The 26029-nt window shown below is 41.1% G+C and carries 30 protein-coding genes and 1 other RNA gene; 21 read left to right on the top strand and 10 right to left on the bottom strand.

What is annotated here, in order from left to right; all coding sequences use genetic code 11:
* Positions 1–3 precede the first annotated feature (3 nt).
* The 16 genes from PZ638_RS07090 to PZ638_RS07155 all read left to right on the top strand — a co-directional run bounded on the left by PZ638_RS07090 (position 4) and on the right by PZ638_RS07155 (position 11979).
* Positions 4–297, top strand: a complete 294-nt coding sequence (locus PZ638_RS07090) for a phage holin family protein (protein WP_048608858.1) — start codon at positions 4–6, stop codon at positions 295–297.
* Positions 294–704, top strand: coding sequence for a structural protein (locus PZ638_RS07095; protein WP_048608857.1), 411 nt, complete (start codon positions 294–296; stop codon positions 702–704). Before PZ638_RS07090 ends, PZ638_RS07095 begins: the two co-directional genes overlap by 4 nt.
* The gene (locus PZ638_RS07100; RefSeq protein WP_164455416.1) at positions 701–1078 is read left to right on the top strand and encodes an MIF4G domain-containing protein; all 378 of its coding nucleotides are present in this window, start codon (positions 701–703) and stop codon (positions 1076–1078) included. The genes PZ638_RS07095 and PZ638_RS07100 overlap by 4 nt, the downstream gene beginning before the upstream one ends.
* Positions 1005–1187 carry a hypothetical protein gene (locus tag PZ638_RS21320; protein ID WP_229597467.1) on the top strand — a complete coding sequence of 61 codons (183 nt, stop codon included), beginning with the start codon at positions 1005–1007 and terminating at the stop codon, positions 1185–1187. The genes PZ638_RS07100 and PZ638_RS21320 overlap by 74 nt, the downstream gene beginning before the upstream one ends.
* Positions 1180–1443: a putative phage tail assembly chaperone gene (locus PZ638_RS07105; RefSeq protein ID WP_096864679.1), complete on the top strand. Its 264-nt coding sequence runs from the start codon at positions 1180–1182 to the stop codon at positions 1441–1443. The genes PZ638_RS21320 and PZ638_RS07105 overlap by 8 nt, the downstream gene beginning before the upstream one ends.
* Positions 1444–1550: 107 nt before the next feature.
* Entirely contained in the window at positions 1551–1634 is an 84-nt protein-coding gene (locus tag PZ638_RS21265) for a DUF6890 family protein (protein WP_375084321.1), read from the top strand.
* A complete protein-coding gene (locus PZ638_RS07110; RefSeq protein ID WP_275612101.1) occupies positions 1631–3730 on the top strand; it encodes a phage tail tape measure protein in 2100 nt (699 codons plus the stop codon). Before PZ638_RS21265 ends, PZ638_RS07110 begins: the two co-directional genes overlap by 4 nt.
* Complete coding sequence (locus tag PZ638_RS07115) at positions 3723–4058, top strand: DUF2590 family protein (protein WP_275612102.1); 336 nt, start codon at positions 3723–3725, stop codon at positions 4056–4058. The genes PZ638_RS07110 and PZ638_RS07115 overlap by 8 nt, the downstream gene beginning before the upstream one ends.
* Positions 4048–5238, top strand: a complete 1191-nt coding sequence (locus tag PZ638_RS07120; RefSeq protein ID WP_275612103.1) for a baseplate J/gp47 family protein — start codon at positions 4048–4050, stop codon at positions 5236–5238. Before PZ638_RS07115 ends, PZ638_RS07120 begins: the two co-directional genes overlap by 11 nt.
* Complete coding sequence (locus tag PZ638_RS07125; protein ID WP_275612104.1) at positions 5225–5842, top strand: phage tail protein; 618 nt, start codon at positions 5225–5227, stop codon at positions 5840–5842. The genes PZ638_RS07120 and PZ638_RS07125 overlap by 14 nt, the downstream gene beginning before the upstream one ends.
* Before the next feature lie 12 nt (positions 5843–5854).
* Positions 5855–7852, top strand: a complete 1998-nt coding sequence (locus PZ638_RS07130; protein ID WP_275612105.1) for a phage tail-collar fiber domain-containing protein — start codon at positions 5855–5857, stop codon at positions 7850–7852.
* A complete protein-coding gene (locus PZ638_RS07135; protein ID WP_275612106.1) occupies positions 7852–8469 on the top strand; it encodes a tail fiber assembly protein in 618 nt (205 codons plus the stop codon). Before PZ638_RS07130 ends, PZ638_RS07135 begins: the two co-directional genes overlap by 1 nt.
* Positions 8451–9227, top strand: a complete 777-nt coding sequence (locus tag PZ638_RS07140) for a hypothetical protein (RefSeq protein WP_275612107.1) — start codon at positions 8451–8453, stop codon at positions 9225–9227. Before PZ638_RS07135 ends, PZ638_RS07140 begins: the two co-directional genes overlap by 19 nt.
* Positions 9172–9738, top strand: coding sequence for a baseplate complex protein (locus PZ638_RS07145; RefSeq protein WP_275612108.1), 567 nt, complete (start codon positions 9172–9174; stop codon positions 9736–9738). Before PZ638_RS07140 ends, PZ638_RS07145 begins: the two co-directional genes overlap by 56 nt.
* A complete protein-coding gene (locus PZ638_RS07150) occupies positions 9735–11411 on the top strand; it encodes a type VI secretion system Vgr family protein (protein ID WP_275612109.1) in 1677 nt (558 codons plus the stop codon). The genes PZ638_RS07145 and PZ638_RS07150 overlap by 4 nt, the downstream gene beginning before the upstream one ends.
* A 49-nt stretch (positions 11412–11460) precedes the next feature.
* Positions 11461–11979 carry a hypothetical protein gene (locus PZ638_RS07155; protein WP_275612110.1) on the top strand — a complete coding sequence of 173 codons (519 nt, stop codon included), beginning with the start codon at positions 11461–11463 and terminating at the stop codon, positions 11977–11979.
* 571 nt (positions 11980–12550) lie between these two features.
* Here PZ638_RS07155 and PZ638_RS07160 read toward each other — a convergent pair.
* The 3 genes from PZ638_RS07160 to smpB form a co-directional block, all read right to left on the bottom strand.
* Complete coding sequence (locus PZ638_RS07160) at positions 12551–13063, bottom strand: zinc ribbon domain-containing protein (RefSeq protein ID WP_048607893.1); 513 nt, start codon at positions 13061–13063, stop codon at positions 12551–12553.
* 112 nt (positions 13064–13175) lie between these two features.
* Positions 13176–13539: a transfer-messenger RNA gene (gene ssrA, locus PZ638_RS07165) on the bottom strand.
* Between the two features lie 48 nt (positions 13540–13587).
* A complete protein-coding gene (gene smpB, locus PZ638_RS07170; RefSeq protein ID WP_004265004.1) occupies positions 13588–14070 on the bottom strand; it encodes an SsrA-binding protein SmpB in 483 nt (160 codons plus the stop codon).
* 153 nt (positions 14071–14223) lie between these two features.
* Between smpB and PZ638_RS07175 the strand changes: the two genes are divergently transcribed.
* Both PZ638_RS07175 and PZ638_RS07180 read left to right on the top strand, forming a co-directional pair.
* Positions 14224–14658 (top strand): type II toxin-antitoxin system RatA family toxin, encoded by a 435-nt coding sequence (locus PZ638_RS07175; RefSeq protein ID WP_036959027.1) that lies wholly within the window; start codon positions 14224–14226, stop codon positions 14656–14658.
* Complete coding sequence (locus PZ638_RS07180; protein ID WP_004265002.1) at positions 14642–14947, top strand: RnfH family protein; 306 nt, start codon at positions 14642–14644, stop codon at positions 14945–14947. Before PZ638_RS07175 ends, PZ638_RS07180 begins: the two co-directional genes overlap by 17 nt.
* 173 nt (positions 14948–15120) lie before the next feature.
* Here the strand turns inward: PZ638_RS07180 and bamE are convergent, their stop codons facing one another.
* From bamE to nadK, 3 genes are all read right to left on the bottom strand, one after another.
* Positions 15121–15513, bottom strand: a complete 393-nt coding sequence (gene bamE, locus PZ638_RS07185) for an outer membrane protein assembly factor BamE (RefSeq protein ID WP_004265001.1) — start codon at positions 15511–15513, stop codon at positions 15121–15123.
* A gap of 112 nt (positions 15514–15625) precedes the next feature.
* Positions 15626–17287, bottom strand: a complete 1662-nt coding sequence (recN, locus tag PZ638_RS07190) for a DNA repair protein RecN (RefSeq protein ID WP_144140241.1) — start codon at positions 17285–17287, stop codon at positions 15626–15628.
* An 86-nt stretch (positions 17288–17373) separates the two neighbouring features.
* A complete protein-coding gene (nadK, locus tag PZ638_RS07195) occupies positions 17374–18273 on the bottom strand; it encodes an NAD(+) kinase (protein WP_164455432.1) in 900 nt (299 codons plus the stop codon).
* A 101-nt stretch (positions 18274–18374) separates the two neighbouring features.
* Between nadK and grpE the strand changes: the two genes are divergently transcribed.
* Entirely contained in the window at positions 18375–18968 is a 594-nt protein-coding gene (grpE, locus tag PZ638_RS07200) for a nucleotide exchange factor GrpE (RefSeq protein ID WP_004264998.1), read from the top strand.
* Positions 18969–19021: 53 nt separating this feature from the next.
* Here grpE and ung read toward each other — a convergent pair whose 3' ends face one another.
* Positions 19022–19702: a uracil-DNA glycosylase gene (ung, locus tag PZ638_RS07205; protein ID WP_110591984.1), complete on the bottom strand. Its 681-nt coding sequence runs from the start codon at positions 19700–19702 to the stop codon at positions 19022–19024.
* 380 nt (positions 19703–20082) lie between these two features.
* On the opposite strand from ung, the gene grcA reads away from it, so the two are divergent.
* Positions 20083–20466, top strand: coding sequence for an autonomous glycyl radical cofactor GrcA (gene grcA, locus PZ638_RS07210; protein ID WP_036959024.1), 384 nt, complete (start codon positions 20083–20085; stop codon positions 20464–20466).
* Between the two features lie 158 nt (positions 20467–20624).
* Positions 20625–22070, top strand: coding sequence for a Tle-like phospholipase domain-containing protein (locus PZ638_RS07215; protein ID WP_164455434.1), 1446 nt, complete (start codon positions 20625–20627; stop codon positions 22068–22070).
* Between the two features lie 32 nt (positions 22071–22102).
* Here PZ638_RS07215 and srmB read toward each other — a convergent pair whose 3' ends face one another.
* The 3 genes from srmB to hutG form a co-directional block, all read right to left on the bottom strand.
* A complete protein-coding gene (gene srmB, locus PZ638_RS07220; RefSeq protein ID WP_004264992.1) occupies positions 22103–23440 on the bottom strand; it encodes an ATP-dependent RNA helicase SrmB in 1338 nt (445 codons plus the stop codon).
* Positions 23441–23631: 191 nt separating this feature from the next.
* Positions 23632–24837: a sodium/glutamate symporter gene (gene gltS / locus PZ638_RS07225; protein WP_036959023.1), complete on the bottom strand. Its 1206-nt coding sequence runs from the start codon at positions 24835–24837 to the stop codon at positions 23632–23634.
* 272 nt (positions 24838–25109) lie between these two features.
* Positions 25110–26027 carry a formimidoylglutamase gene (hutG, locus tag PZ638_RS07230; protein ID WP_110591980.1) on the bottom strand — a complete coding sequence of 306 codons (918 nt, stop codon included), beginning with the start codon at positions 26025–26027 and terminating at the stop codon, positions 25110–25112.
* Between the last annotated feature and the right edge of the window lie 2 nt (positions 26028–26029).

A 26029-nucleotide genomic window follows, 5' to 3' on the forward strand; every position in this document is an offset into this window, starting at 1 on the left:
TTCATGGAAGAACACGAAAAAACATTTATTACAATGGTTATTATCGGGGCGCTAATTAGCATTGGTCAAATGCTAACAGGGGCTGAACCTATCACCATCAAGTTATTTGTGAGTCGGGTAATTTTAGGGGCGGCAACCTCTGTCGCTGCCGCTGCACTTTTAATTTGGATCCCCGACCTTTCACCGCTTGCCCTTGTTGGATGTGCCTCCGCATTAGGGATTGCCGGATATCAAGCGGTTGAAATGTGGATTAGAAAACGTGGAAGCGCACTGTTAAAAGGGAAATTTAAGCAATGAGCAAATTACCACCAAGAGGCATTCGTAACAATAACCCCGGTAATATTCGCCACGGTGATAAATGGCGAGGTTTACACCCTGAGCAAACAGATAAATCATTTTGCCGATTTATCGCACCGGAATGGGGGTATCGGGCGCTGTTTATTTTAATGCGTACCTATGAGCGAAAACACAAAATTTGCTCTATTCGTGAAATTATTAACCGCTATGCACCACCAGTGGAAAATAACACTGAGGGCTATATTCAGCGTGTCGCAAAAGAGTTAGGGGTTAGTCCTGATGATTGCTTATCTGTTATGCAAAAAGACGTTTTGTTTGCTTTAGCGGATGCCATTACTCGTGTCGAAAATGCGGGGCAGCAACCTTGGGGCATTGCAGAGTTCGAAAAAGGATATGCATTAATATGACAAAACAACTCGCGCTGATAATTGCTTTATTGGCCTGTGCCTTTGGCGCGGGTTGGAAAGTCAACGGCTTATATCACGATAGCATTGAGCTAACCGCAAGTAGGACAGCAGCAAAAATCAAAGGGGATATTGAAAAGATATCGAGTGAGTCCGGTCAAAAGCTGGAAGAACAATTGGAGGGGATTGCCAATGCTGCCCCCAGAGAAATACGCACTGAAATTATTAAGCCTGTGTTTACTAACGTTTGTGTTAGTGATGAGTTTGTCAGCATGTACAACCAAACCGCAGAAAACATCGAGCGTGAGCTATCAGGAAAACCTGTTAAAAAAATGCTCGACGGACATTCCGAGACTCGCGGGAACAACAGGCCGTGATATCTCAGAGCCATTAGAAAAAATGGCTATTTTATACGGTCAATGTGCCGCACGGCACAACCAATTAACGGACGAAATCAGAAAGAGAAAGGAATTATCTCATGACTAAAAAAATTATTACGTTAACTATCAATGAAAAAGACGTTAGCTTTGAGCCAAATATCACGGCTTATAACGGCATGATTAACGATATGTCGATGGACAATAAAGTTGCTCCGCTCACCACTTATTTAAAACGTATTGTCACCGCAGAAAGCAAAGAATATTTAGACGAATTACTGAGCTTTCCGGGGGCTGCCGCACAGCTTGCCGAAGCAGTAAACAAAGAATACGCGCCAAAGCTGGAAATTAGCGTAAAAAACTAAAAAACCGTGTTCGTGCAATTGAGCGTAATGAGTTAGAGCAATTCATTGCGCTCAGAAAACACTATTTACCTCATGAGCCGGACACGGAAGAAAATATCGCTACTGCAATCTGGTTAGATAACCGTCACTGGGAAAATACGCAAATTGCAGTCGCAAACGGAATTGTATTAGCGTTTAAAGGTGACTCATGAGCGAGTTAGATTTTACTCTCAGCCTTATCGACAATATCACAAAGCCTATTCGACAAGTGCAATCGGCTGTCTCTAATTTTGCTAGAGACAGCCAAGTCGCCTTTGGTAAAATTGCTGTAGGCGGTGCAGGTCTTGCCGGGGCGTTCTGGTCTATTAAAAGCATCCTTGACCCTGCCATTGAAATGAATGACGCCATGATGAGTGCATCATTACAGGGTATTGATGATGGCATCATGTCTAAAGTGTCTAAAGACGCCCTGAAATTCGCATCCCAATACGGAAAATCATCCATTGATTTTGTCAATTCCACTACGGCAATCAGCAAAGCCATTAACAATGTCACGCAGCAAGATTTGCCACAATTAACCCGTATTACTAATACGACAGCCGCGGCATTAAAAACCACATCAACCGAAGCCACCGAATACATGGGGCAAATGTTTAACCAGTTTGAGAGCCAAGCAAATGCCGTTGGGCATGTTAAGTTTGCCGAAGATTTAGCAGGTAAGGCCGTGTATATGTCAAAAGCGTTTGGCGTATCGATGGCTGAAATAACAGGTTTGATGGAGGGTGCAAAAAATGCAGGTACGCAGTTTGGCGTCGGGATTGATGAGCAGCTTGCTGTATTGGGTGAACTGCAAAGAACGCTAGGCGGTGAGTCGTCGGGAGCGTATGAAGCATTCCTCAAAACAGCGTCCGATAGCGGTAAAAAACTCGGCCTGTCATTCGTCAGTGTGTCAGGTCAGATGTTATCCATGCCTGAAATGCTGGATAAATTGCAGGCCAAATACGGCAAGAGCATTGAGGGCAATTTAAAAGCCCAAAAAGAAATTGAAGCCGCCTTTGGTGACTCTGCCGTCGTGGTCAAACAGCTTTATGGCAATGTTGATATTTTGCGTAAAAATATTGGCTTCTTGGGCGCCAGTGATGGAATGAAGCGCACCACGGAACAAGCCGCAAAATTAGCCAATCCGTGGGAACGGCTTATGTCTATTTGGCAATCTATCCGTATCGCCATTGGTATGACGTTATTACCTGTCATTACCCCATTAATCGATAAACTCGCGGAGGGCGGTCAAACCCTTGTACGTTGGTTTACTTTATTCCCTAATATCGCGCGATGGGTCGGTTATATCACGATGGGAACACTCGGATTTGCTGCTGCAGGTGCTGCCGCCAATATCGTGATGGGCATTTCCAAATTTATCATGACAGGGCTAAGTATCATCATGGGCGTATTTAGTGGCGTGCTAAAAATTGGCACCGCTGCTATTTGGTTATATAGCGTTGCAGTAAAGGCGTGGAGTGCATCACTGAAATATCTGCGTGGGGTATTAATGGCAGTATCGCTGCAATCAAAAATTGCGGGTGTCAGCTTTTCATTTATGAGCTGGCCTATCTTATTGGTAATTGGCGCCATCGCGCTTTTAGCTTATGGCATTTATAAACTTATTCAACATTGGGATGATGTTAAAGCAGCAGTGATGAACACCACCGCATTTAAAGTGGTAGCAATTGCCGTGCGTGCCGTCGGGCTTGTTGCTATGCAAGCATGGGAATGGATGTCACAAAAGTGGCAAGAGTTTACAGCCTATTTTGCCGATACATGGGCATTCAAGGCGCTCATGATTGTGATTGATACTTTGAAATCTGCATTTATTCAAACGTGGCAGGCAATTACGGATGGGTGGAATGCGGTTTGCAATTTCTTTAGTGACTCACCGATTGATAAAACATTTGAAGCAATGGGAAATAGTATTAAAGCTATTTTTTCAAAGGTTTGGCAATCAATTACTGATTCTTTCCGTAGTGTCTACAACACCATTGTAGAAACACTAAATTACCTGCCGGGCGTCAATATTGAAACCAAAACAACGGGAACCGTTGACGGCTCACCCGCCCCAGCAGGCGCGGCAGGTTTATTAGTCGGTGGGCAACTTAGCGGTGTAGAGAAAGGCGGCATTAGTCGGCAAATCAGCAATAACCGAACCCAATCGATTGATAACAGCAAGCGATACGATACAGTAAATATCAATGTGACAAACGGAATGTCACCAACGGATTTGGCGGAATGGACTGCGCTTGATAATGGATAATTTACTCTACATTGATTTATTAATTACAAACCGAGATTTGACATTAAACTCCGGCAATGAGCCGGAGTTATGTAATAACCGTCAATCAATCACCCAAGATGTGGCTCACCGTATTATTGAAAGCGGCCTTGCCACCCAATTAGTGGCAGAGCGTAGCCCAACATTACGCGCGGACATTCGCACGCAAATGGAAATCTTGGTTGAAAGTGACGACCGATTGGTACCGGGTACGGTTGTGATTGATGAAGAAAATACAAAGCGGCTTTGGGTAACTGCAGACACTTATGATTTTGGCCGTATCAGTTTAGGGGTGAATTATGAACAGTAAAAACATTCCTGAAATTGATTATGAACAGGTCTTGCGTGACAGCGGAATGCCTGTCTCAGAAGAAGAAATTAGCGATAAATTTGCAGAAATTGTTCACGATGAGGGCTTTGTCACTAATACTTCGGACATGTCCCCATTTTGGCGCTTAATTAATACCATCGTAACAAAGCCTGTTCGTTGGCTTACGGAAGCATTAATTAATGTCACCTTGAAAAATATGTATTTAGCAACCGCATCAGGCCAATGGCTAGATATGTTTGCATGGGGCGTCAATTTAACGCGCAAGCCTGCCACCGAAGCAAAAGGCGTCATCCGTTTTTATCGTACCGCAGGTGCGGGAACAGTCACCATTCCTGCTGGAACCATAGTGCAAACAGAGCGTATCAACGGAATTATTTACAGTATGAAAACCGTTGAAACTAAAGCGATAAATACCGATAGTGCATTAGTGCCGGTTATCGCTGAAAATGCCGGAGGGGCTTACAATCTTGCTCCTGGTTATTTTCGTATTTTACCCGTGGCGATTGCAGGGATTGAGCGCGTTCAAAGTGAAGAAAATTGGTTATTAGTTCCGGGTGCGAATGCAGAAAGTGACAATGATTTGCGCGACCGCTGCCGCAATCAATACAACTTAGTCGGTCAATATCACACTGATGCTGTTTATCGCGGCATGATAGCGAATGTTGTCGGCTTGAGTATTGACCGTATTTTCTTTTTGCATGATGCACCACGCGGAGCGGGAACCGCTAACGCTTATTTACTCTTAGACAGTGGCGTCGCCAGTCAGCCATTTATCGACAAGGTGAATGATTATATTAATGCACAAGGTCACCACGGGCACGGTGATGATATGCAGTGCTTTCCTATGCCGGAAACACAGCACGCATTAAAAATCACGTTATTTGTGCAAAGCGTGGAAAACCTCACCACTGAGGAACTGCAAAAACTCAAACAAGATACGGGCGATTTGGTGCGTTGTGCGTTTCGTGAAAACACCAATTATGATGTCAAAAAAACATGGCCATATTCGCGCTTTTCATTCTCAAATTTAGGTCGTGAGTTACATAAACAGTTTTCCGTCTTGGATTCTATTGTGTTTAGCATTCCCGACATTGTCAGTGATTTAAGCGTCCCACGCCTAAAATCGCTCACGATAGAGGTACAAAATGCCCGAGTTTAAAGCGCGATTAAAGCGATTGCAGTTGCCATCATGGATGAACCTTGGTGAGCTCGCCACATTATTGCGTGCAGCAAAGCGGTTTTGGGAAATTATTTATAGCTGGTTAACGTGGCCTTTAGCGCAACTAGACCCCGACACATGCACTGAGCCATTATTAAACTTGTTGGCCTATCAGCGCGATATCCACCGCTTTAATAATGAACCGTTGGATTTATACCGCAAGCGCGTGAAATATGCGTTTATTAATGCCAAAGACTCCGGCAGTGTCGCGGGGTTTATTGAGATATTTAAACGCCTTGGCGTCGGCTACGTCGAAATTAACGAGCGACAGCCGGATATTGACTGGGACGTCATTATTTTACGTGTCAGCGACGGTCAAATCGCCAATAACCCGGATTTGTTATTACAAATCATTAGGCAGTATGGGCGAACATGTAGGCGCTATCGCTTTGAAGTCATGGCGGTGCATGAGTTAGGAATGCGAGTGGGCTTTGTTGAAGCCGATTATATTTGCTATTACGCCACGCTCCCAAATCAGCCGTTATTTATTCGAATTGGACAAATTACCGCGTCAAGTGAAACCTTTGGCGCATCATTAATGTAAAGGACTACATTCATGGCATCAGTTATTACAGTTGCTTTCGAAATATGGAAAGCCCAAGAAGCGGCAAGCGGTAAAGCCGTGTTGTTGGATGAATTCGTGTTCGCCAATGTGCCGAATTTAGACCCAGCCAAACCGATTGACCGCAACGAAAAATTACCCCCTGCAAATCAAATTGTTCACCGTCAAGCGGTCAATAAAGCAGGTTTAGCCAGCGAAAATGCCGTGGCCTATAGCGTCACATTGGGTGCAGAAGTCGGTAACTTTGATTTCAACTGGATAGGCTTATTAAATAAAGCATCCGGCACGGTTGCAATGATTACCCACGCCCCTATCCAAAAGAAACTTAAAACCCAAAATGGGCAGCAAGGAAACGTGTTAACCCGCTCATTTATCTTGGAATTCCAAGGCGCAGCCGAAGAAACCCAAATCAAAACCAGTGCGGAAACGTGGCAAATTGATTTTACTGCGCGTTTGTCGGGCATTGATGAAATGCAGCGCCTGATTAACGTTGATAGCTATGGCGCGGCTGCATTCTTTAATGATGGTTTTGAAGTTATCCGCAGTGGTGAACAATACACGGTTAAAAAAGGTTTAGGCTATGTAGGCGGTTTGCGTGGTGAACTGACACAAAACCAGATTTTAAATGGCCTACGCAATACTAAGGTTTACGCTGATTTTTCTTATCAGGGAAACATTGTTAGTCAATGGAACACTGTTGTTAAAATTACCGCTGCCGCAACACTGACTAATTATGTTGATACCGCTGGATTTACCCATCAAGTGTTCGCCATTGCCAGCATTGATGCATCAGGGAACGTAAAAGATTTGCGCTCAATGGGGGCGTTAAGTAGTCAAGAAATCAGCGCATTAGAAACTCGTTTAAAATTAGATTTAAGTAAAAAAATTGATAAAGCCAATATTTCAGGCGTTCTAGGCAATGATAATGACAAAGTTCCTAGCTTAAATTTGCTTGCGACTGAATTAGGCAAAAAACAACCAGCCGGAAATTATGCCCCTGCGGGTGACTATGCAACCAATACAGCGTTAAATAATGGCCTTGATAAGAAGTTTGATAAAACAGGTGGTGCGATTAACGGTGGAATTTCAGCAACGGGAGCAATTCAAACATCTGGCGGACAAGTGACGGTGCATACAGCTGGAGGGACAGGTGCGCAGCTAGATAGCCGTGGTGATATTGCAAGAATAAGATCGAGAAATAAAACAGGGAAATGGTTCGATCATGTAATTCCAGAAGTAGACGGGACGTTAATGCAAATTGGTGATTTAGGTCTCGGCGGTTTTGGTGTCGGAATTCCGGGGGGTGATTATGAAAAAATCGATAAGTCAGGTTTTTATTCAGGCGTAGGTGGAGGGGCTCATGTTAACGCACCACCACAAACCGTTAGCGGAAACCCTCTTTATGGTGCATTACTGGCGGCAGTTAGCTCAGTCAATGAAGCATTTTTTATTACTGCACACAATAAAGAGGTCACCTATCGAATTAAAACAGGTGGCGTGTGGGGAAGTTATTTCAGTGCATTGACAACAGCAAATACTCAAGCTGACCATAACGGTAATGTAAAAATCCTCGGTTATCTTGAGCGCAGTGATTACCCTGTGGGATGTCCAATTCCATGGCCGCAATCAAGTGCCCCTGCGGGATATTTAATCTGCAATGGTCAAGTATTTAATAAAACCACTTATCCATTGCTTGCTAAAGCCTATCCATCGGGAATATTACCCGATTTACGGGGCGAATTTCTTCGTGGACTTGATGCAGGAAGAAATATTGATGTTAATCGTTCAGTTAATAGCTTTCAAGATGGGCAGGTTGGTGAAATCACTTGTATTGCTACTGCATCAGATAACGATCTAATGATTCACAGTTCTTCATCTAAATACCTATCAAGAGGTGACATTGGAACTAATGTAAATAGCATTACATTCAATGTAGGTAAAGAAAATCGAGTTCGCAACATTGCATTTTTATATATAGTGAGAGCAGCATAATGAAAAACTATAATTTAGAGATTGAACAAGCCGAAATTGGCGACAATGGTTTAGCAACAAAAGCAGGTTGGATTAAAGTTTATATAGCAGACCCACACACGCGTGAATATTTAAAAGCGAGCATGGAGAGTATTTATTTTGATGTAAGCGTGTCGGCTGGTGCTTATATTGATGCGCCAGAATTACCGACAAAATCCGGTTTCGCGGTGGTGCGTAGTGAGGATGGCTCTAAATGGGAAATCGTGACAGATAACCGAGGTAAAACGGCTTACAGCACAGAAACCCGTCAACCGATGGAAATTGATTTTATTGGTGAGCTACCAAACAATTTAACATTGTTAGTACCAAAAACTGAGTTCGATGTGTGGAACGGTAAAAAATGGGTAACAGATACTGATGCGCAAAAAGCGATGCTAGTCGAACAAGCAGAGAGGGAAAAAACTCAGCGTTTAGAAGAGGCAGAGCAAAATATCTTAATGCTTGAGCGCAAAGTGCGCTTAGGAATGGCAACCGATGAAGAAATTGAGCTACTTAGACAGTGGGAAGTTTACAGCGTCAGAGTCTCTGATATTGACACCTCAAACGCACCGGATATCGAATGGCCAGTGAAACCATAATCCACCCAACGTGGCGTAAATCATTGATGAAAATGTCCCCGACTATGTCGGGGTTAACTTGTTCGATGGTGCCTGCTCACCCATTTATTTACGGACTTGGGCAAAAAACAGATACAGGCTGCTATTTAAGCCCAACCAACGCCATTAATCATATTGCAAAGAAATTGGCAGGTGCGGGTGAAACTGACATTGTTGTCATGATGGTCTGCGCTAAATCGCAGGTCGAATTTATGTCATTGTTGCAATTGTTTTCGTCTGTATTTCCACTGCCTGTTTTTTCTCAGGTAGAACGCATGGCAAAAACAGCGGCTAATCTGCAAGTCACTAAAATGCAATTGCCCGGCAAGCAGTTTGGCGGCTTACCTAAGCCGCAGGCACTATCAACATCAACAAGTCGAGCAACAATTAATGCTCAATTGATAGAACAGGCCAAAAATAGCGCAGGCAGTGCAAGCGGTATCGATGCCATGAAATCTGCTATGTCCGGCTTTAAATCAGCAAGAGAGAACGCACTTAAAGAGATTGGCAATAAACTCACGGATTTATTAGGAAAATCCGTGATTATTTGGAGTTTTACGGGCAAAGGTACAGGTGATTATTTAACGGAACGGCTACAAAAAGATATCCCTGAGCCAGATGCCATTTTTACATTGGCTACACTGTTCGCAGGAAGCGAACTTGCACCACTAAAGGGAATGCTTCATGATCCAACAAAATCAATCAACAGCACAGAACCCGACCATCACGCTCGCCCTTGATGGTGAAGCTATTCCGCTGAAAAACATCAAAGTTAATTCGTCCATTCAATTTCAAGATAAAGACCAATCCGGTCAAACGTCCAGCACATCCGTAGCGGAGCAAGGTATTAAACCTCAAGAGCTGCGTATAACGGGCGTGATTAATTTTATTGATGAAAAAATCCTCACGCGCCTATTTACATTAGCGAGAGCCACCGAAAACGGAAAGCTAAAACGTTATCGGGTGGCAAACCACACCGCTAAAGCGATTAATTTTCGCATTGGTACTTTTACCAACAATATTGATGCCAGTGAAATTGACGGGCAGATGGCGTGGCAAGTCACATTCACGTTGCGAGAGCATTTATCTGTTTCTGAGAAAAAAGACGCCAGAGCCGCAGCCCAAGTCAAAGCGAAAAAGCAGACGGGCAACCCGAAAGCACCGACAGCAGGCTCACAAGAAGAAAAAGACGAATTAAGCTGGCTTGAGAGAGAAGTATTGAAGCCTATTAATGATTGGGGGAACCCATGAAACCCATTAGCCGCTGCTATTTATCCAATGATGAAGTCCATATTGTGGACGCTAAAATCATGCTCGAACTATCAGCGTGTGGTCGTGGGTTTCTGACGGTTGAGACAGAAAATGATTACACAGGTAAATTAGTTCGCTTTGATACGGGTTACACAGATTCACTGTATCGATATTTCACTGGATATGTTGAGCGGTCACAACCTGCCGATAATGGCTTTCAAAAATTATTTGTTCGTGAGCTCGTTGGCCTGTTTGATAAAATGTGGCCATGTTCATTCCAGCACCCCACATTAAAAACCATCACCGACTACTTACAGGAAAATAGCGGACTAACCTTTATTTTGCCCGATGCGAAATATATCAATACACCTATTCCTCATTTCACCCATAACGGCACCGGATATCAACTACTAACCAATTTAGGGGCAGTTTTTAGTATCACTGATTATGTCTGGTACCAAATGCCAGATGGTAAAGTTTTTGTCGGCAGTTGGGTGGATTCGATGTTTAAAGCCGATAACTACGAAATACCTGCTGAATTTTCAAAGAATCAATCTGCAGGTAACAGCGCCACTTACCCATTAATCCCCGCGTTACGTGCCGGAACCGTGGTAAATAATCAGCGGGTTAATAAAATTCAGCTTGAAAATGACGATATTACGCTCTACTGGACAGCCGCAAATCCATTGACAGGGAAAGCAGAAAATAAGAGCCCAATTCAAAAACAAATTGATAAGGCTTACCCCGAATTATCAGCAGGTTTGCATTTACCAAAATTCGCGCGAATTGAATCACCAAGCGAGTCAGTTAGTGCCGGTGATATTTCTGACCCATTCAGACCGAAATATGCCGTTGACGTGCAATTGCTAGATAGTGACGGTAACGAATCAGCCGCACCAACTTACAAGGCGGTACCTTTACCACTCCCAATGGCAGGCGGTGAAAGCGGTATGTTTCAATTTCCACCCGAGGGAACATTAGTCGAAATCGCTTTTGAAGGTGGCAGGCCAGATAAACCCTTTATCCGGCAAACGCTCAGTCAAAATAATACCCTACCGGACATACAACCAGGGGAGCAATTGCAGCAACAACGCAAAGAAGTTTTTCAGCGTGTAACCCAAGATGGTAGTTGGAACCGTGAAACTGACCAAAGCATTAATGAAGCGTCAATGTTACGCATTATCAAAGCGGACAAAGAACAGCGCGAACTTGTCGCAAGGGAAACCACAGTACAGGCCAGCGACACATTAACCGTTTTAGGTACACGAAAATTACTAGCAGGCGCAATACAGCAATTATCTGAGGGTGACTACTCAATCGCCACATCATCAAATTATGTCGCCAGTATTGAAAAAGACATGACCCTTGATGTTGGGCAAAACTCAACTATCACCGTGGGACAAAAGCTGATAGAGAAAGTTGGACAAATAAAACAAAGTATCGCAGGCGCACAGCAACAAATTATAGCGCCTGTTATTTGGATAGGTAGCCAGCAAATCAACGTCGCACAATTGATGATAGACACACTTGATGTAGTGAAAGAATTAGCAGAATTGACAGCCGCGCACACTCACAGCAATACAGGTGCGCCATTAAACGCGCAAGATATCAAAGGCACTGGCACCAAGTCAGACACCTTGAATAAAAAGTACTCACCTGTTATTGGTAAGTAAAACTAGAATTAGATAGAATCACTGCAACAAGGATTATTGAGAGGTTGTCATGGGATTTACAAACCTGAAAGAATTAGTACCGCATCTAAGTTTAAGCAAAGATGAGGACAATAGGTTGTTTGCAGCTCAACGGGTTGAAATTATTGAAGTTACAGAAAGCCACACGAAAATAAGGTGGAAGTTTATTCTTGAAAATGGAATGGATATAAATTTTCAAGAAAGCATTAGAGATATAACAAACAGTGAGTTATTGGAAAATATAAAAAATTATATTAGAAAAACGCTTACGGAAGAAAATCGCAATCATCAGAATGACGATTTAAAGCAGCAAGCGGGAATATTACTCATAGGCGGGTCGTGGGATGGCGAGTATTATGAGGCTCCAGTTGATGATGGTGGATACCCTATTTGTCACGTATGCATGCCACCACGCACGCCCATGCCCGCAACTGTTGTAACAGGCTACGTAGAGCCAGAAAGACTAACACTTGAAACTTATAAGTTGAAAGTTATTGAAACGCAAACTAAAAATACACGATATGAATATCATTATCTTTATACGAATTAACATATAAAAATATTATCATTAGCCCACATCATGTGGGCTTTTTTATACCTGCAATAAAACAACTCCAGAGCCATTCCAAGCGATTCAATTCATAAACAACTCAGCGCAACAAACAAAGTGGATCACATCATCTGCGCAGTGCTGAGGAATCACAGCGCCCACGAAATAAAAGTTTTCACCACGTAAAACGCACTACACCGCACCCGCCTGCACAATTTGGATCTAAAAATTATTTCAGTTTTAAAATTCTACAAACCATACCGGAAAGCCGCGCCAATACTAGGGACTTGCCGAAAATCTCAAACTGAAATGTGTGAAAAGAATTTCAATAGATTTCAGTTTTTAGATCACGAAATGGATCGCGCCAAAAATGCAACATAATGAAATATATAAGTATTTTTTATTTTACGTGAGTTTGATTGGATCACGATATCAACCATGTAATTTCAGAAAGCCAGCAATCATGCGGCTTGAGAGGAATTGAAAAACTGAAATGAACTGGAAAATTATTTGGGGAAATTAGCGTGACATACCTTAGACAAAATAAATCACGCTGTGACATGTCACGAAATTATTGTAAGCGGCCTTGAGTTACTTTTGCATTAGCAACTGATTCACTATCAATATTAACAATGCAGTGATAGGTCATAGGAACCTTTGCATTAAATCCATTTGTGAATTTAAGTTCATCACCAACAAGAGTCATTTGATTATTCTTTTCATCAAGCAAGTACCGTGAAAACATAGGTGTCATTATTCCATCAGTCCACTCGTAATCGTACTTTGAAAGTTTTTGAATATTGGTTTTACAACTTACAATTAAATCCGCATTTTTCATCATAGAGTTTGCGATGCACTCTCCATCATTCTTGGCACATGCAACAGGGTTTGTATTTGTTGTTTTATTCTCAGAATCACTACTAGCGAAGTAATAAACAATACCTGCAAAAATGACTAGGGCAACAAGACAGCCACCTGCTTTTTGTTTTGCTGTTACTCCGGGTTCTTTCACACCACAATGCGGACATTGTTTTGCTTTGTCTGATACTTCCTTTTTGCATTCTTTACATTTTACTAAAGCCATATCACCCTCGTTAATAAATATTGAGTGTCCATCTTCATTTAGAGTGGTGGACGCAAAGTGGACATTAGATAAGACAAAGGGGCTGCGTTTTCACGCAACCCCTTGATTTAATTGGTGGAGCTGGCGGGAGTTGAACCCGCGTCCGAAATTTCTACATCCTCGGTACTACATGCTTAGTCTAGTCTTTGAATTCATTTGCCAGCTGCGGACAGACACGCCACCAACAAACTATCCTGATTAAGTTTAACGCTTCAACCCCAGGCAAGGCATCCACGCGATCTCTTTTGGGTTTGACCTCTCTTGATCCCCGTCCTAAGAGCGGAGGCTAGGGAGAGAGGGCTCTAAGCAGGTTATTAAGCTGCTAAAGCGTAGTTTTCGTCGTTTGCGACTATTTTTTTGCGGCTTTTTACGAGGCCAACCGCCCCTCGGCATGCACCTTGGGTTTCGCAAATCCCGTCGAATCCAGAATCAGCCCCAAGTTGTTGAGCGCAGTATAACAGAAAAATACTCTATAAAGCTAGAGGTTAGCGGTTAGAATGTTTCATTATACGTGCTTTATCGAGTTGCCATTCACGTTCTTTAATATCAGAACGCTTATCGTGAGATTTTTTACCTCTGGCAACGCCGATTTTAACTTTACACCATGCATTTTTCCAGTAGAGAGAAAGTGCAATAACGGTATAACCTTCACGGTTAACTTTACCGTAAAGTGTATCTAATTCACGTTGATTTAAAAGTAATTTACGGCTACGAGTTGGGTCGCACACAACATGCGATGATGCAACAGTCAGCGGTGTGAAGTTTGCACCGAATAAATAAGCTTCGCCGTCCCTTAAAAGAACGTAGCTATCTCCAATGTTGGCTTTGCCCGCACGGAGTGATTTGACTTCCCAGCCTTGTAGGGATAGACCCGCCTCGAACTCCTCTTCGATAGAATATTCGTGGCGAGCACGCTTGTTCATAGCAATTGTTGCTGAACCGGGTTTATATGGTTTTTTCTTTGTCATAGTGCAATCATTATACTGTAAGCTGAGTTGAAAGAAATCTTTCTAAGCTGATATTTTTTTGATTGTGCAAATCTTGCCCTATGTGGGTTTTGTTTTTTGTTTAACCAATCAAAGATGGTATTATACGCTCAGTTTTTGGGGATAGGAATTGATATGCCACAGATTAGTCGCTCTGCGTTGGTCCCTTTTAGCGCAGAACAAATGTATAAACTCGTTAATGACGTTATTTCATATCCGAGCTTTTTGCCGGGGTGTGTGGGTAGCCGAATTATTAGTCATAGTTCTGAAGAAATGACCGCTTCTGTTGAAGTGTCAAAAGCAGGCATTAGCAAAACTTTTGTCACAAAAAATGTGCTAGAGGATAACAAGTGCATTCATATGCAACTTGTGGAAGGGCCATTTAGTAAATTAGCTGGTGGTTGGAAATTTATTCCTTTAAGCCCTGATGCTTGTAAAATCGAGTTTCACCTTGATTTTGAATTTACAAATAAATTGATAGAACTTGCATTTGGCAAAATTTTTAAGGAATTAGCTAATAATATGGTTCAAGCCTTCACTTTAAGAGCAAAGGATGTATACAGTGTCTGAGCTGAATATTGAAGTGACATATGCGCTTCCTGAAAAGCAATTTTTGCTATCAGTAAAAGTGAAAGAGGGGGCGACAATAGAAGAAGCAATACTAGCTTCTGGTATTTTAGCTCTTAGAGATGATATTGATCTTAAAAAAAATAAGATTGGTATTTATAGTCGCCCTGCTAAATTGACAGATTTAGTGCAAGATGGGGATCGTGTTGAGATTTATCGACCTTTGATTGCAGACCCAAAAGAATTACGTCGCAAACGAGCGGAAAAGTCTAAAGAAGTTAAAAATAAGTAAACCGATTATACGTAGCGAACCGAGCAAAGCTCGGTTTTTGTCTTTAAATTTATTTATACAAGTTGAGTCTAAATAAATTTTTAATAAAGATACTCATAATAACAACCCGCCTGAATAAGTCCTTCATAAAACAGGTTGTTACTATCACACTAGGTGGTTCTTAGTGTTTGTGGTTAGTCAGCTGTTTTAGTTTCTGATGCTTTTGTTTCAGCAGCTTCCATTGATTCCTGCGCGGCAAGATTTTTCTCGTTTTTGATGTCAGTAAGAATACCATTGCGATCAAAAATCAGAGTCAAAGTTTCTTGCTGAACTGGGTCATGCCCAAGTTCTTGACGGAAAACATAATACCAAGTCTGAGTACCAAACGGGTCAGATAACATTGGCGTGCCCAAAGTATAAGCGACCTGTTGCTGTGTCATTCCTTTTTGGATCTTAGCAACATCTTTCGCTGTGAGGTAATTACCTTGGTTAATGTCTGGGTGATAGACAAGACGTTCCATCATTGAACAGCCCGTAGACATTAATGCGAGTGATAGTGCGGCAGCAGTTAACAATTTATAACGCATGGATATCTCATTCCTTTTGGAGTCAGAACATCAATGATAATCGACATTGATACAATTTAAAACCTTCCTTATCGACTCTAAGACCACATGAGCGTAAAAAAGTTGTCAAAAATTATGCTGCAAGTAACTCTTTTGCGTTGGCTAGTGTATTTTTGGTGACTTCTGAACCTGCTAAAAGGCGCGCAAGCTCTTGTAATCTAGATTTTTTATCTAATAGCTGCATATGAGTTTCAGTTTCAACGCCATTAGTTTCTTTGCTTACATAAAAATGATGATGTCCACAACCTGCAACTTGAGGTAAATGCGTTACACACATGACTTGAGTTGATTCACCTAACTCACGTAATAACTTACCAACAATAGCAGCTGTTGGTCCGCTAATACCCACATCGACCTCATCAAAAATTAACGCTGGAGTATCCATTTTCTTAGCGGTAATAACTTGAATAGCTAGTGCGATACGCGATAGTTCACCACCTGAAGCAACTTTAGCGAGCGCCTGATGTGGCTGACCTGGGTTCGTTGTAACATTGAATTCTATCTTACATGCACCATCAACCTGCAATTGTTCTGGTATAAATTTCACATCAATAGTAAACAGACCATGAGGCATTGAAAGTTGATGCATACTGTTGGTAATTAGTGTGCTTAACTCTTGGGCATAATGCAGTCGCACATGGTGTAAACGCTCTGCACAAGCTAATGCTTTTTGATGATCGATAGTAACTTGCTCGTTTAAAGTTTCACAATCTTCATTTTGATTAGCAATTTGTTCTTGCTCAGTCAATAACTGTTGAAATAGTTCAGGTAGTGCCTCGGGGCTAACATGATGTTTTCGAGCTAAGCTAATTTGTTTAGAGATACGTTGCTCAAGTTCAAATAAACGGTTGGGATCAAGTTCGTATTGATCGCAATAATGTTTTATTTCATCACTGACTTCACTGACTTGTATTGATGCTTCTTCAAGCATATCGAGAAGTTCTGAAAATTTCGGATTGAGAGCAACGAGATCAGTCAATTCATTTTTTGCCATATTTAATAAACTAATGACGTTCGCATCATCATTTTCAGATAGTATGTGCGTGGTTGTTTGACCAATAGACAAAAATTGCCCATGATTAGCGAGTTGTTTATATTCTTGGTCTATCTCTTCAAATTCCCCTTGAACAGGAAGGAATTCGTTTAGCTCTTTTAGATGATATTCCAGCAACTGTTGTCGAGATTCACGCTCTTGTATCTCTTTTTGAAATACGGCTAATTGTTGGCAGGAGTCGTGCCATGTTTTCCATGCTTTTTTCATTTGAGCAAGTAGTTCTTGCTGGTTTGAATAGGCATCAAGCAGGGACTTTTGATGAGTGTTATCTAGCAAGAGTTGGTGCGCGTGCTGGCCATGAATTTGGATCAGTAATGTACCGAGTTCTCTAAGTTGTGATAAAGGTACAGAAACGCCGTTAATAAAACCTCGGGAACGGCCGTCAGGAGAGATAGTCCGACGTAATAAGCACTCATTTTGGTTATCAAGTTGGTGCTCAATAAGCCAATTAGCAGCCATCTCAGCATCAACTAAGGAAAAACGGGCACAAAGATCAGCACGCAGTGCACCAGGGCGTACCATATTGGCTTCCCCCCGATTACCTAAACATAGGCCAAGAGCATCAATAGCAATGGACTTACCCGCACCTGTTTCACCGGTTATGGCTGTCATACCATTACGGAAATCAATTTCTAATTCACGTACGATTGCAAAATTATTGATTGTTAGTTGGGTAAGCATCTGCGCTCTCCTGTAAAAATACACACCTGTGTTTTAATACAGTGTATGACTGTTTTTTTATACAGTAAAGAGGCAGAATGAAAAAATTAAAAAGTTTTTTTAGCCCAGCCTAATTTTGAACTTAACGTATTGAAATAATTGTAATCTTGTGGATGAACTAAATTAAGATTTTTATTACTACGTTTAACAATAACTTCCTCTCCATCCTGAATAGGGAGCATAATTTGGCTGTCACAGCTGACTTCATAATCAATATTTGTTCGTAAAAACCTCAACCGAATACTGCTGTCGCTGCTAATCACTAGTGGTCTGGAGGATAAGGTATGTGGAAACATTGGAACTAATACAATAGCATCCAAGTTCGGGGTTAAAATAGGGCCACCTGCGGAAAGAGAATAAGCTGTAGAACCTGTTGGTGTGGCGATAATCAAACCATCAGAACGTTGAGAAAAGGCAAATTTTTCATCAATGTAAACCTCGAATTCGATCATATGCGCAACTTTGCCTGGGTGCAGAACAATCTCATTAATTGCGGTGCTTTTACGTGCTTTTTGGTTAGCTTTAATGACTTGTGCTTCTAGTAAAAAACGTCTTTCTTCGCGGTATTTTCCTTCAAGAACACTTGAAAGTTGTTGCAATGCATTATCAGGGTCTAAATCAGTAAGAAAACCGAGATTACCACGATTTACACCGATCACTTTATTATTATACCGGGATAAAATACGAGCAGCGCCAAGCATATTGCCATCCCCGCCAACGACGACAACTAAATCAGCCTGTTGGCCTATTTCAGTTAATGTACCAGTGTTGGCATTATCTAATTTTAAATCTTTAGCAACTTGTTTATCGATAATGGCATGATAATTTTTTGAAATTAACCAATGGTATATTAATTCATGAGTTGCCAATGCTTCAGGATGCCTAGGGTGCCCGACAATGCCTATCGTTTTAAAATGTGGTAGTGCTGTATTATTGTCCTTTCGCATACTTTTTTGGCCTCTGATTGTATGACTTCCCTTGAATCCCTGTATTAGATCCCCATAATACTCTCATATATGGGATTAATGCTAAATACGCGGAGATATTCATGAGTAGTAAAGACCAAAACATGCATGATGAGCAAGCTTTTGAACAAAATGAATCACAAAAAGTTCAAGCTGAGCAAGAAGCCAGCGTTCAACAAGCTGATGAGTTACAAGCAGACGAACAAGCGTTAGCCGCGCGTATTGCTGAGCTTGAGCAACAGTTAGAAGCTTCACAAAAAACTGAACGTGAAGCGATGTTACGTGCACACGCCGAAATTGAAAATATTCGTCGTAGGACTGAGCAAGATATCGAAAAGGCACATAAATTTGCACTGGAAAAATTCTCAAATGAATTATTGCCAGTGATTGATAACTTGGAACGTGCAATAGAAGCTGCTGATCACGAAAGTGAAGAGTCTAAAGCGATGTTAGAAGGTTTAAATTTAACGTTAAAAACCTTTTTAGATGCAGTGGCTAAGTTCGGTATTGAGCCTGTCAGTGAAGTGAATGTGCCATTCAACCCTGAAGTTCACCAAGCGATGACGATGATTGAGTCACCTGATCACCAAGCTAATCATGTGATTGATGTGATGCAAAAAGGGTACACGTTAAATAACCGTTTACTCAGACCTGCAATGGTTATTGTGTCTAAATAATCGATGAAATGGGATACGTGAGTATCCCATTTTTTCTTGTCCGCAATTTGAAATTATTCGCTAATTACAGGTGTCCAATCTATAGGTTTTTTGCCTTGCTGAGCTAAAATTTCATTTGTTTGTGAAAAATGCCCACAACCTAAAAACCCGCGATGAGCAGAAAGTGGGGAGGGATGTGGGGCTTTCAGAACATGATGGCGTTTAGTATCAATAATTTTACCTTTTTTCTGGGCATGAGAGCCCCAGAGTAAAAAGATCACGCCCTCGGTATTTTCATTAATTGCTTCAATAACTTTATCTGTAAATGTTTCCCAACCTAAATGTGCATGGGAATGGGCATTGCCTTGCTCGACGGTGAGGACGGTGTTAAGGAGTAAAACACCTTGTTGAGCCCAACTGAGCAAGTACCCATGATTAGGCCTTTGAAAGTCACTAATATCTTTTTCTAGCTCTTTATACATATTGACTAATGATGGTGGTGGCTTAATTCCTGGGAGTACGGAAAAAGAGAGGCCGTGAGCTTGCCCTGGCCCATGGTAAGGGTCTTGCCCAAGGATAACAACTTTAATATCAGAAAGCTCGGTATACCTAAATGCATTAAAAACGTCGTCTTGAGCAGGATAGATAATTTTACCATTTTTGCGTTGTTCTGCTACATAAGCCAACGTTTCTTTGAAATAAGGTTTTGATTTTTCAGGGCCAATGACATCGTGCCACGTAATGGAGTTTGACATGAAATATTCCATAACAATGAATTTAAGAAGGAACAATTATATGAACCAGTTGATAGCTATAAGCTTACTGGTTCATGAGGGAGAGATAAAGCCCTGATATTGAGTATTAATCTTTAAAAAAAATTGAAAATATATAAAAATAGTTAAAAAAGTGAATTATGAATTTTGATTTAAATCATAATGTTGGGTTGGTTGAATTAGTTACTAAGCGGAATAATTGATAAATATCAAAGAAAATAGGGGATCTAGCTGGTATAAAATACCTATATACATTGGTTAGACCAAATATCCAATTACAAGTTTTCATAAGATTGATGGTTAATGTAGCTTCGATTTATTAAGCAAATCGAATGCAATCTAGCTCGAACGTGGAGGTCGACATGATTACAGGTATTCAAATTACTAAAACTGATAATGCAGCATTGATGAATTCGTTTTGGTTACTGGATGACGAAAAAAATGAAGCTCGTTGTGTTTGTGCGAAAGCCGATTATAACGAAGGGCAAATCGTTGCTAAAGACGAATTAGGTGCTTTTGAGTATCGTGAAGTTCCTTTAGAAATGAAACCAACTGTACGTGTTGAAGGTGGTCAGCACTTAAATGTTAACGTATTAAGTCGTGAAACATTAGAAGATGCAGTTAAAAACCCAGAAAAATATCCACAATTAACAATCCGTGTTTCTGGTTATGCAGTGCGTTTTAATTCATTAACGCCTGAACAACAACGTGATGTTATTACTCGTACTTTCACTGAAAGCTTGTAATAAATATTAAATGTAATTACATCTAGTAATGCATAATAAATTCTAAAGCCATTGTTACCAATGGCTTTTTATTTGTTCCTAATAAAGTTGATTATTTCCCACCTTGGTTATTTGTATTTCAATATTCTTCCAACAAATACACTTGTTAGGGAGAATTCATGTCACTACCAACACTACAAACATTATCAAAAAAAGATGAATATATTTTTGTTAGAGAAAACTTAAATATTTATTTGCAGCACCAACATCAAGAAATTAAACCTTGTATAACAGATTTATGGTCTAAAGAGATATTAAGAGAAGACTTCTTAGGAGGTCATGCACAACAAAATGACTATATTTTGGCTCTATTAGCACAAGGTGCTTATCATAAAAATTGGAGGAATATTCAGGGTGTTGAAAGATTAAGTAATAAAGAGATTTTTGATCTCGGAATTAATGCGGAACTATTAAACGACGAGCAAACAGGTTTTCAAGCTAATATCTGTCGATTTAATGATTTATATATTCTTTGTTTTGCGGGTACTAACGATATTATCGATTTTTACAGTAATATTCGTCAAGGCCTTGGTTTTTATGAGTCTCAATATTTTCAAGCTGTTGGTTTGATGAATGTTTTATTCAATGCAGTTAATGGAAACACAATTTGTACAGGGCACTCATTAGGTGGAGGATTGGCATCAATAGCGGCGTTAGCGAGTCAATCACCCTGTATCGCATTCAGTCCTGCAGGGCTGGCAAAAAATACTATTAATAATATTGGGATTGATTATCACGTTGCTGAAAAAATGGCACAAGAAGGGTTGATACGTTATTACACGGTGCAATATGATTGGCTCGATGGATTACAAAACTCTTTACCGATCCCTTCTGCGTTGGGAAATTGTATTAAAATGGCTTATAGCGAACATAGCTCTTGGAAAAATTGGTTACCCACCCGTTTATTAACAAGAAGTTTTATTGCTCATTCAATGCTTAAAATTATTAGGGTTATGTGCAAACATAAGCCATGGAATAATTGGAATGCAATCACAGGTGAATATAATAAGGTACAAGAAATACCACTAGAAATATTTCCAACTAAAGAAGAAAAACAGGAAATGAGTTGGCAGGAATGTTGTGAAAGTGCTATCAAAAAAGGAAATATAACGGAGTTTTCAGCACTTTTATCATTAGACCACAAACCTTGTGACATTAGTTTATTGGCACAACAATCAGTCAGAACAGTTAATGGGCAATTTATGGCAGCCCTAATGGAATCTCAATATGGTCAAACAATTAAAATGTTTCAATCCAGAGGCCAAAAAAGTATTTTGCATTTAGCTGCGCAAAATGGCCGTCTTATACAATCGCAACTTTTATTAAAAAATGGATTAACAGTGAATATTAAGGATAGTTTGGGGAACACACCTTTACATGATGCGTTAAATAGCCATGCACTTGATGTTGCTACATTACTATTGGAAAATGGAGCCGATTGGCGAATTAAAAATAATAAAGGCTTAGATTGTAAGGATATACTTGGTAGCCATATTATTAAGTATGATTTGCTAACTCATGAAGGCAAACAAATGCGAGATAAAGTTTTTCAAATGATGGGCTAAATAAAAAACGGGCCTAAACCCGTTTTTAGTGACTAGCTTTTATCGCTAGCTGTTGGTATAGAAGGGCTAGCAGGAGTACGACGTTTACCAATATTTTTCTTATCGCGATGGCGTACTTTTTCTTTTTTCTTAGCTTGTTCTTCTTTTTTCTTTTCTTTACGCTTAGCAAGCACTTTCTTCGACGGTTTTGGCTTATTTAGCATCGCTTCTGAAGGGGCTTTAGTTGTTGGACGTAAAGAATCAACCACACGAATTTTGATAGGTTCTTCAATATAACGAGTAATTTTACCCAATAATGGGAAGTCATGCGCTTCGACTAAGGAAATTGCGGTTCCTTTACGTCCAGCTCGGCCGGTACGGCCAATACGGTGCAAATACACATCTGCAGTTCTAGGTAAGTCAAAGTTAAAAACATGGCTAACGTTTTCGATATCTAAGCCACGGGAAGCAACATCTGTTGCAACGAGTACTTTAACTTGGCCATCAACTAGGCGACGTACCGCTTCATTACGCTTAGCCTGCGGCATTTCACCTTCAAGATAACAAGGTTCGATACCCGCTTCACGTAACCATTGGACTAATTCGCGCAAACGCTCACGCTTACGCACAAAGACGATAGCTTTGGTGACTTCATCTTGTTTTAACAAATGGCACAGTAATGCCGTTTTATGCTCTAGTGTGTCAGCACGGTAATGAAATTGCTGAATTTTTTTACGTTCACGGCGTGAAGGGTCGGCGTCAATTTCAATTGGGTCTTCTAATAAGCGCTCAGCAAAGTCACGAATAGCTTCGCCTTCAAGAGTTGCAGAAAACAGCATGGTCTGCTTGCGCCAGCGCGTTTCGCCTGCAATTGTTTCTATGTCATTGGCAAAACCCATGTCGAGCATGCGGTCAGCTTCGTCGAGGATCAAAATCTCAACTGCTCGGCAGTCAAAGTTTTCTTCTTTAATATATTGGAGTAGACGGCCTGTTGTTGCGACGACAATGTCTTGATTTTCGCTGAAAACTTCAGCGTGATTCATATAAGCAACACCACCCGTGATTGTTGCAATATCGAGGTGATTATGGGCACATAATTCTTTTGCTTGGTCAGCAACCTGCATGGCTAATTCACGAGTTGGCGTGACAACTAGAACGCGAGGTGGCCCTGATTTCTTTCTAGGGAAATCAAGTAAATGTTGGATCGCAGGTAGTAAAAACGCGGCGGTTTTACCTGTACCTGTCGGGGCTGAACCTAATACATCGCGGCCATCCATTGCAGCAGGAATAGCTGCCGCTTGAATCGCGGTTGGACGTTGATAGCCTTTATCTGAAAGCGCATCAATTAGGCTTTCATCAAGTTCAAGTTCAGTAAAAGTGGATGCAGTCATGATATACCTCTATTTGGGGCGCTGATTATAAACAGGTTAGCAAAATTGTTCACCTGAAAAAATCAGCTTTGCTCAAGTGTAACTGTTTTCACTGTGGACAGGGAGCGATATATCAATGTATGTGAGTGAAATATAGAGAAGATAAATAATTGAAGGAGGAAAGAGCTTTTCCTCCTTCATGCTTATCTAACTTAGCTAAGTATATTAATTAACCATGTATGATAAGGAATACCAACTAAGTCAATGAGCACGGCACCACTGAGTGGCACAATCATGAAAGCTTTCATTGACACTTGTTTGTAACGTTCACAAACAGAGGACATATTCGCCATTGCATTTGGCGTCGCACCTAAGCCGTGCCCCATTAGGCCTGCACACATTACTGCGGCATCGTAGTTTTTGCCTAATAAGCGGAAAATGACAAAGACAACTAATAGAATTAAAATAATCACTTGCGCCAATAGAATGGTGAATAATGGCAAAGCAACAGCTTTTAGCTCCCATATTTTCAATGACATCATCGCCATAGTCAAAAATAGGCCAAGCGAAACTTCAGAGATAAGGTCAACCGACTTTTGGTTAATACGGAATAATTCTACTTGGTCATTAATATTGCGAATAACAATCGCAATGATCATTGCTCCAACATAGCTCGGCAAAGAAAACCCGGTTGCTTTGGTAAATTGCGCTGAAGCGAATTGACCAATAACCATAATTCCAAGAACAAGTGCTAGCATTTTTAAAAAGGCGTGAGCATCGATGGATTCAATTTTTCCAGCAATGGTTTCAGGAACTTGAACTCGCTCAACATTTTCATCAGCTTTAATCTGCACGTTAAATTTCTTAATTAAGAACGTTGCAATCGGACCACCAAGTAAACTTCCTGTAATTAGGCCGAATGTTGCTGCGGCAATTGCGGCAACCGTTGCGGATTGCACGCCAAGGCCCTCAGCCATGCCACCAAAGGCTGCTGCACCACCATGTCCCCCAGTAAGAGAAACGCCACCAGCCATGATACCAATAACGGGATCAACACCGAGTAAATGAGCAAGGCCTGCACCAAAGGTGTCTTGGAAAATAACCACAAACCAGCAGATAAACAGGTAGATAAAGAGTAACCGACCACCACTTTTTAAAATACGGAAGCTGCCGTCAATACCAATAGTGGTAAAGAAAGCGACCATTAAGAAGGTTTGTAAACTGGTATCAAAATTGATTTCGGCCAGATTAAATGATTTGAGCCCCCAAATAATCAAACTAACCAGAAAGCCGCCAATGACGGGAGAAGGGATACAAAAGCGCTGTAGCCATTCGATACGTTTCTTTAAGTGGATCCCCATGAGTAAGCAGATCACCGTTAGGAAGAGGGTGGAGAGTGTGTCGAGGTGTAGAATCATATTTTTCCCTTTTTAACTGTTGTCTTTCACGCTACAGCGTTGTTGGCCGCGCTCCGTTACCCTAGTCACATACTTTTGTATGCTCCTAGGGATAACGTCACTTGCCGCCTAGCTGTAACGCGAAATTCAATAGTTAAAAACCATTAAGTTATTGTGTTACGGCTAGTTTGATAATCAACTTCAAAGCTATTTTTATTGTGGTGTTTGAAAATTAATAATCTTAACAGCGTGAGAAACAGTGTATTTATCAGTCGAGTTGTTGTGTTGTTTTATTAGAATAAATATTGGTATATCAAATAAGCCGCGAGTTTGGCGGTATGGTTGTCAATATCAAATTCAGGATTACATTCTGCGATATCAAAAACCGCAATTTTTTGGCTGCTCTTGATAATGGCAAACAATTCATCAAAAATTTCAGTAGAAATGCCTTTTGGCGCTGGTGCACTAACGCCCGGCGCAATAGCAGCAGAAAAGACATCTAAATCAACGGTGACATATAAATATTCTACTTCGTCAATAAATTTTTTAATTTTTTCAATCGCTTGAGGCAGCTTGGAATAAGCGAGTTCTTTATCGCGGATATATTGGCAACCTAGCGTATCTGCGGTATCGAATAATATTTTTGTATTGCCATGATCTGCGATGCCTAAACATAAATATTTGAAAGAGCGTTGGTGTTGCTGGCACAACATGGCTGATTGTAAAAATGGAGTGCCAGAAGTGGCGACAGGGGCTTCACGCAAATCAAAATGTGCATCAAAGTTAATAATACCAATCGTTTTACCCGCTTGATGTTGTTCAACGTAGTCAAACAGGCCCTGGAAGCTCGCAAATGCAACTTCATGACCGCCGCCAAGGACAATCGGTTTTTGGTTATCTGCGAGGAGGGCGATAAGTTGGTCGGATAAACGGCGCTGTGCTGCTTCTAAATTGCCATCATCACAGCGAATTGTACCGACATCTTTGATTGCAAGTGGTTGATGAATAGGCAAACCTGCCAGTTGATGACGAATTGCATCAGGGCCTGCTTTTGCACCTTGGCGGCCTTTATTGCGTCGGACGCCCTCATCAGAAGCAAAACCAATTAATGCAAACTTGGCAGGTGTGTGTTTATTAATGACTTGGTGGATGCGCAAATGTTCTTGCGTTTCACCATCTGTGCGCCCTTGCCATTGGAAAGGTTGTGTCATAG

The organism is Providencia hangzhouensis, from assembly GCF_029193595.2.
Lineage (GTDB): Bacteria > Pseudomonadota > Gammaproteobacteria > Enterobacterales > Enterobacteriaceae > Providencia > Providencia hangzhouensis.

Excerpts from the sequence above, each read along its gene's own strand:
- PZ638_RS07095 (WP_048608857.1), top strand. The coding sequence starts at position 294 with ATGAGCAAATTACCACCAAGAGGCATTCGTAACAATAACCCCGGTAAT.
- smpB (WP_004265004.1), bottom strand. The coding sequence starts at position 14,070 with ATGACAAAGAAAAAACCATATAAACCCGGTTCAGCAACAATTGCTATG.
- gltS (WP_036959023.1), bottom strand. The coding sequence starts at position 24,837 with ATGATTCTACACCTCGACACACTCTCCACCCTCTTCCTAACGGTGATC.
- PZ638_RS07105 (WP_096864679.1), top strand. The coding sequence starts at position 1,180 with ATGACTAAAAAAATTATTACGTTAACTATCAATGAAAAAGACGTTAGC.
- PZ638_RS07155 (WP_275612110.1), top strand. The coding sequence starts at position 11,461 with ATGGGATTTACAAACCTGAAAGAATTAGTACCGCATCTAAGTTTAAGC.
- PZ638_RS07100 (WP_164455416.1), top strand. The coding sequence starts at position 701 with ATGACAAAACAACTCGCGCTGATAATTGCTTTATTGGCCTGTGCCTTT.
- PZ638_RS07150 (WP_275612109.1), top strand. The coding sequence starts at position 9,735 with ATGAAACCCATTAGCCGCTGCTATTTATCCAATGATGAAGTCCATATT.
- PZ638_RS07135 (WP_275612106.1), top strand. The coding sequence starts at position 7,852 with ATGAAAAACTATAATTTAGAGATTGAACAAGCCGAAATTGGCGACAAT.
- recN (WP_144140241.1), bottom strand. The coding sequence starts at position 17,287 with ATGCTTACCCAACTAACAATCAATAATTTTGCAATCGTACGTGAATTA.
- PZ638_RS07160 (WP_048607893.1), bottom strand. The coding sequence starts at position 13,063 with ATGGCTTTAGTAAAATGTAAAGAATGCAAAAAGGAAGTATCAGACAAA.
- PZ638_RS07115 (WP_275612102.1), top strand. The coding sequence starts at position 3,723 with ATGGATAATTTACTCTACATTGATTTATTAATTACAAACCGAGATTTG.
- bamE (WP_004265001.1), bottom strand. The coding sequence starts at position 15,513 with ATGCGTTATAAATTGTTAACTGCTGCCGCACTATCACTCGCATTAATG.
- PZ638_RS07090 (WP_048608858.1), top strand. The coding sequence starts at position 4 with ATGGAAGAACACGAAAAAACATTTATTACAATGGTTATTATCGGGGCG.
- PZ638_RS07125 (WP_275612104.1), top strand. The coding sequence starts at position 5,225 with ATGCCCGAGTTTAAAGCGCGATTAAAGCGATTGCAGTTGCCATCATGG.
- PZ638_RS07110 (WP_275612101.1), top strand. The coding sequence starts at position 1,631 with ATGAGCGAGTTAGATTTTACTCTCAGCCTTATCGACAATATCACAAAG.
- PZ638_RS07180 (WP_004265002.1), top strand. The coding sequence starts at position 14,642 with ATGTATACAGTGTCTGAGCTGAATATTGAAGTGACATATGCGCTTCCT.
- PZ638_RS07215 (WP_164455434.1), top strand. The coding sequence starts at position 20,625 with ATGTCACTACCAACACTACAAACATTATCAAAAAAAGATGAATATATT.
- grcA (WP_036959024.1), top strand. The coding sequence starts at position 20,083 with ATGATTACAGGTATTCAAATTACTAAAACTGATAATGCAGCATTGATG.
- hutG (WP_110591980.1), bottom strand. The coding sequence starts at position 26,027 with ATGACACAACCTTTCCAATGGCAAGGGCGCACAGATGGTGAAACGCAA.
- srmB (WP_004264992.1), bottom strand. The coding sequence starts at position 23,440 with ATGACTGCATCCACTTTTACTGAACTTGAACTTGATGAAAGCCTAATT.
- nadK (WP_164455432.1), bottom strand. The coding sequence starts at position 18,273 with ATGCGAAAGGACAATAATACAGCACTACCACATTTTAAAACGATAGGC.
- PZ638_RS07175 (WP_036959027.1), top strand. The coding sequence starts at position 14,224 with ATGCCACAGATTAGTCGCTCTGCGTTGGTCCCTTTTAGCGCAGAACAA.
- PZ638_RS07140 (WP_275612107.1), top strand. The coding sequence starts at position 8,451 with ATGGCCAGTGAAACCATAATCCACCCAACGTGGCGTAAATCATTGATG.
- PZ638_RS07145 (WP_275612108.1), top strand. The coding sequence starts at position 9,172 with ATGATCCAACAAAATCAATCAACAGCACAGAACCCGACCATCACGCTC.
- ung (WP_110591984.1), bottom strand. The coding sequence starts at position 19,702 with ATGTCAAACTCCATTACGTGGCACGATGTCATTGGCCCTGAAAAATCA.
- PZ638_RS07130 (WP_275612105.1), top strand. The coding sequence starts at position 5,855 with ATGGCATCAGTTATTACAGTTGCTTTCGAAATATGGAAAGCCCAAGAA.
- grpE (WP_004264998.1), top strand. The coding sequence starts at position 18,375 with ATGAGTAGTAAAGACCAAAACATGCATGATGAGCAAGCTTTTGAACAA.
- PZ638_RS07120 (WP_275612103.1), top strand. The coding sequence starts at position 4,048 with ATGAACAGTAAAAACATTCCTGAAATTGATTATGAACAGGTCTTGCGT.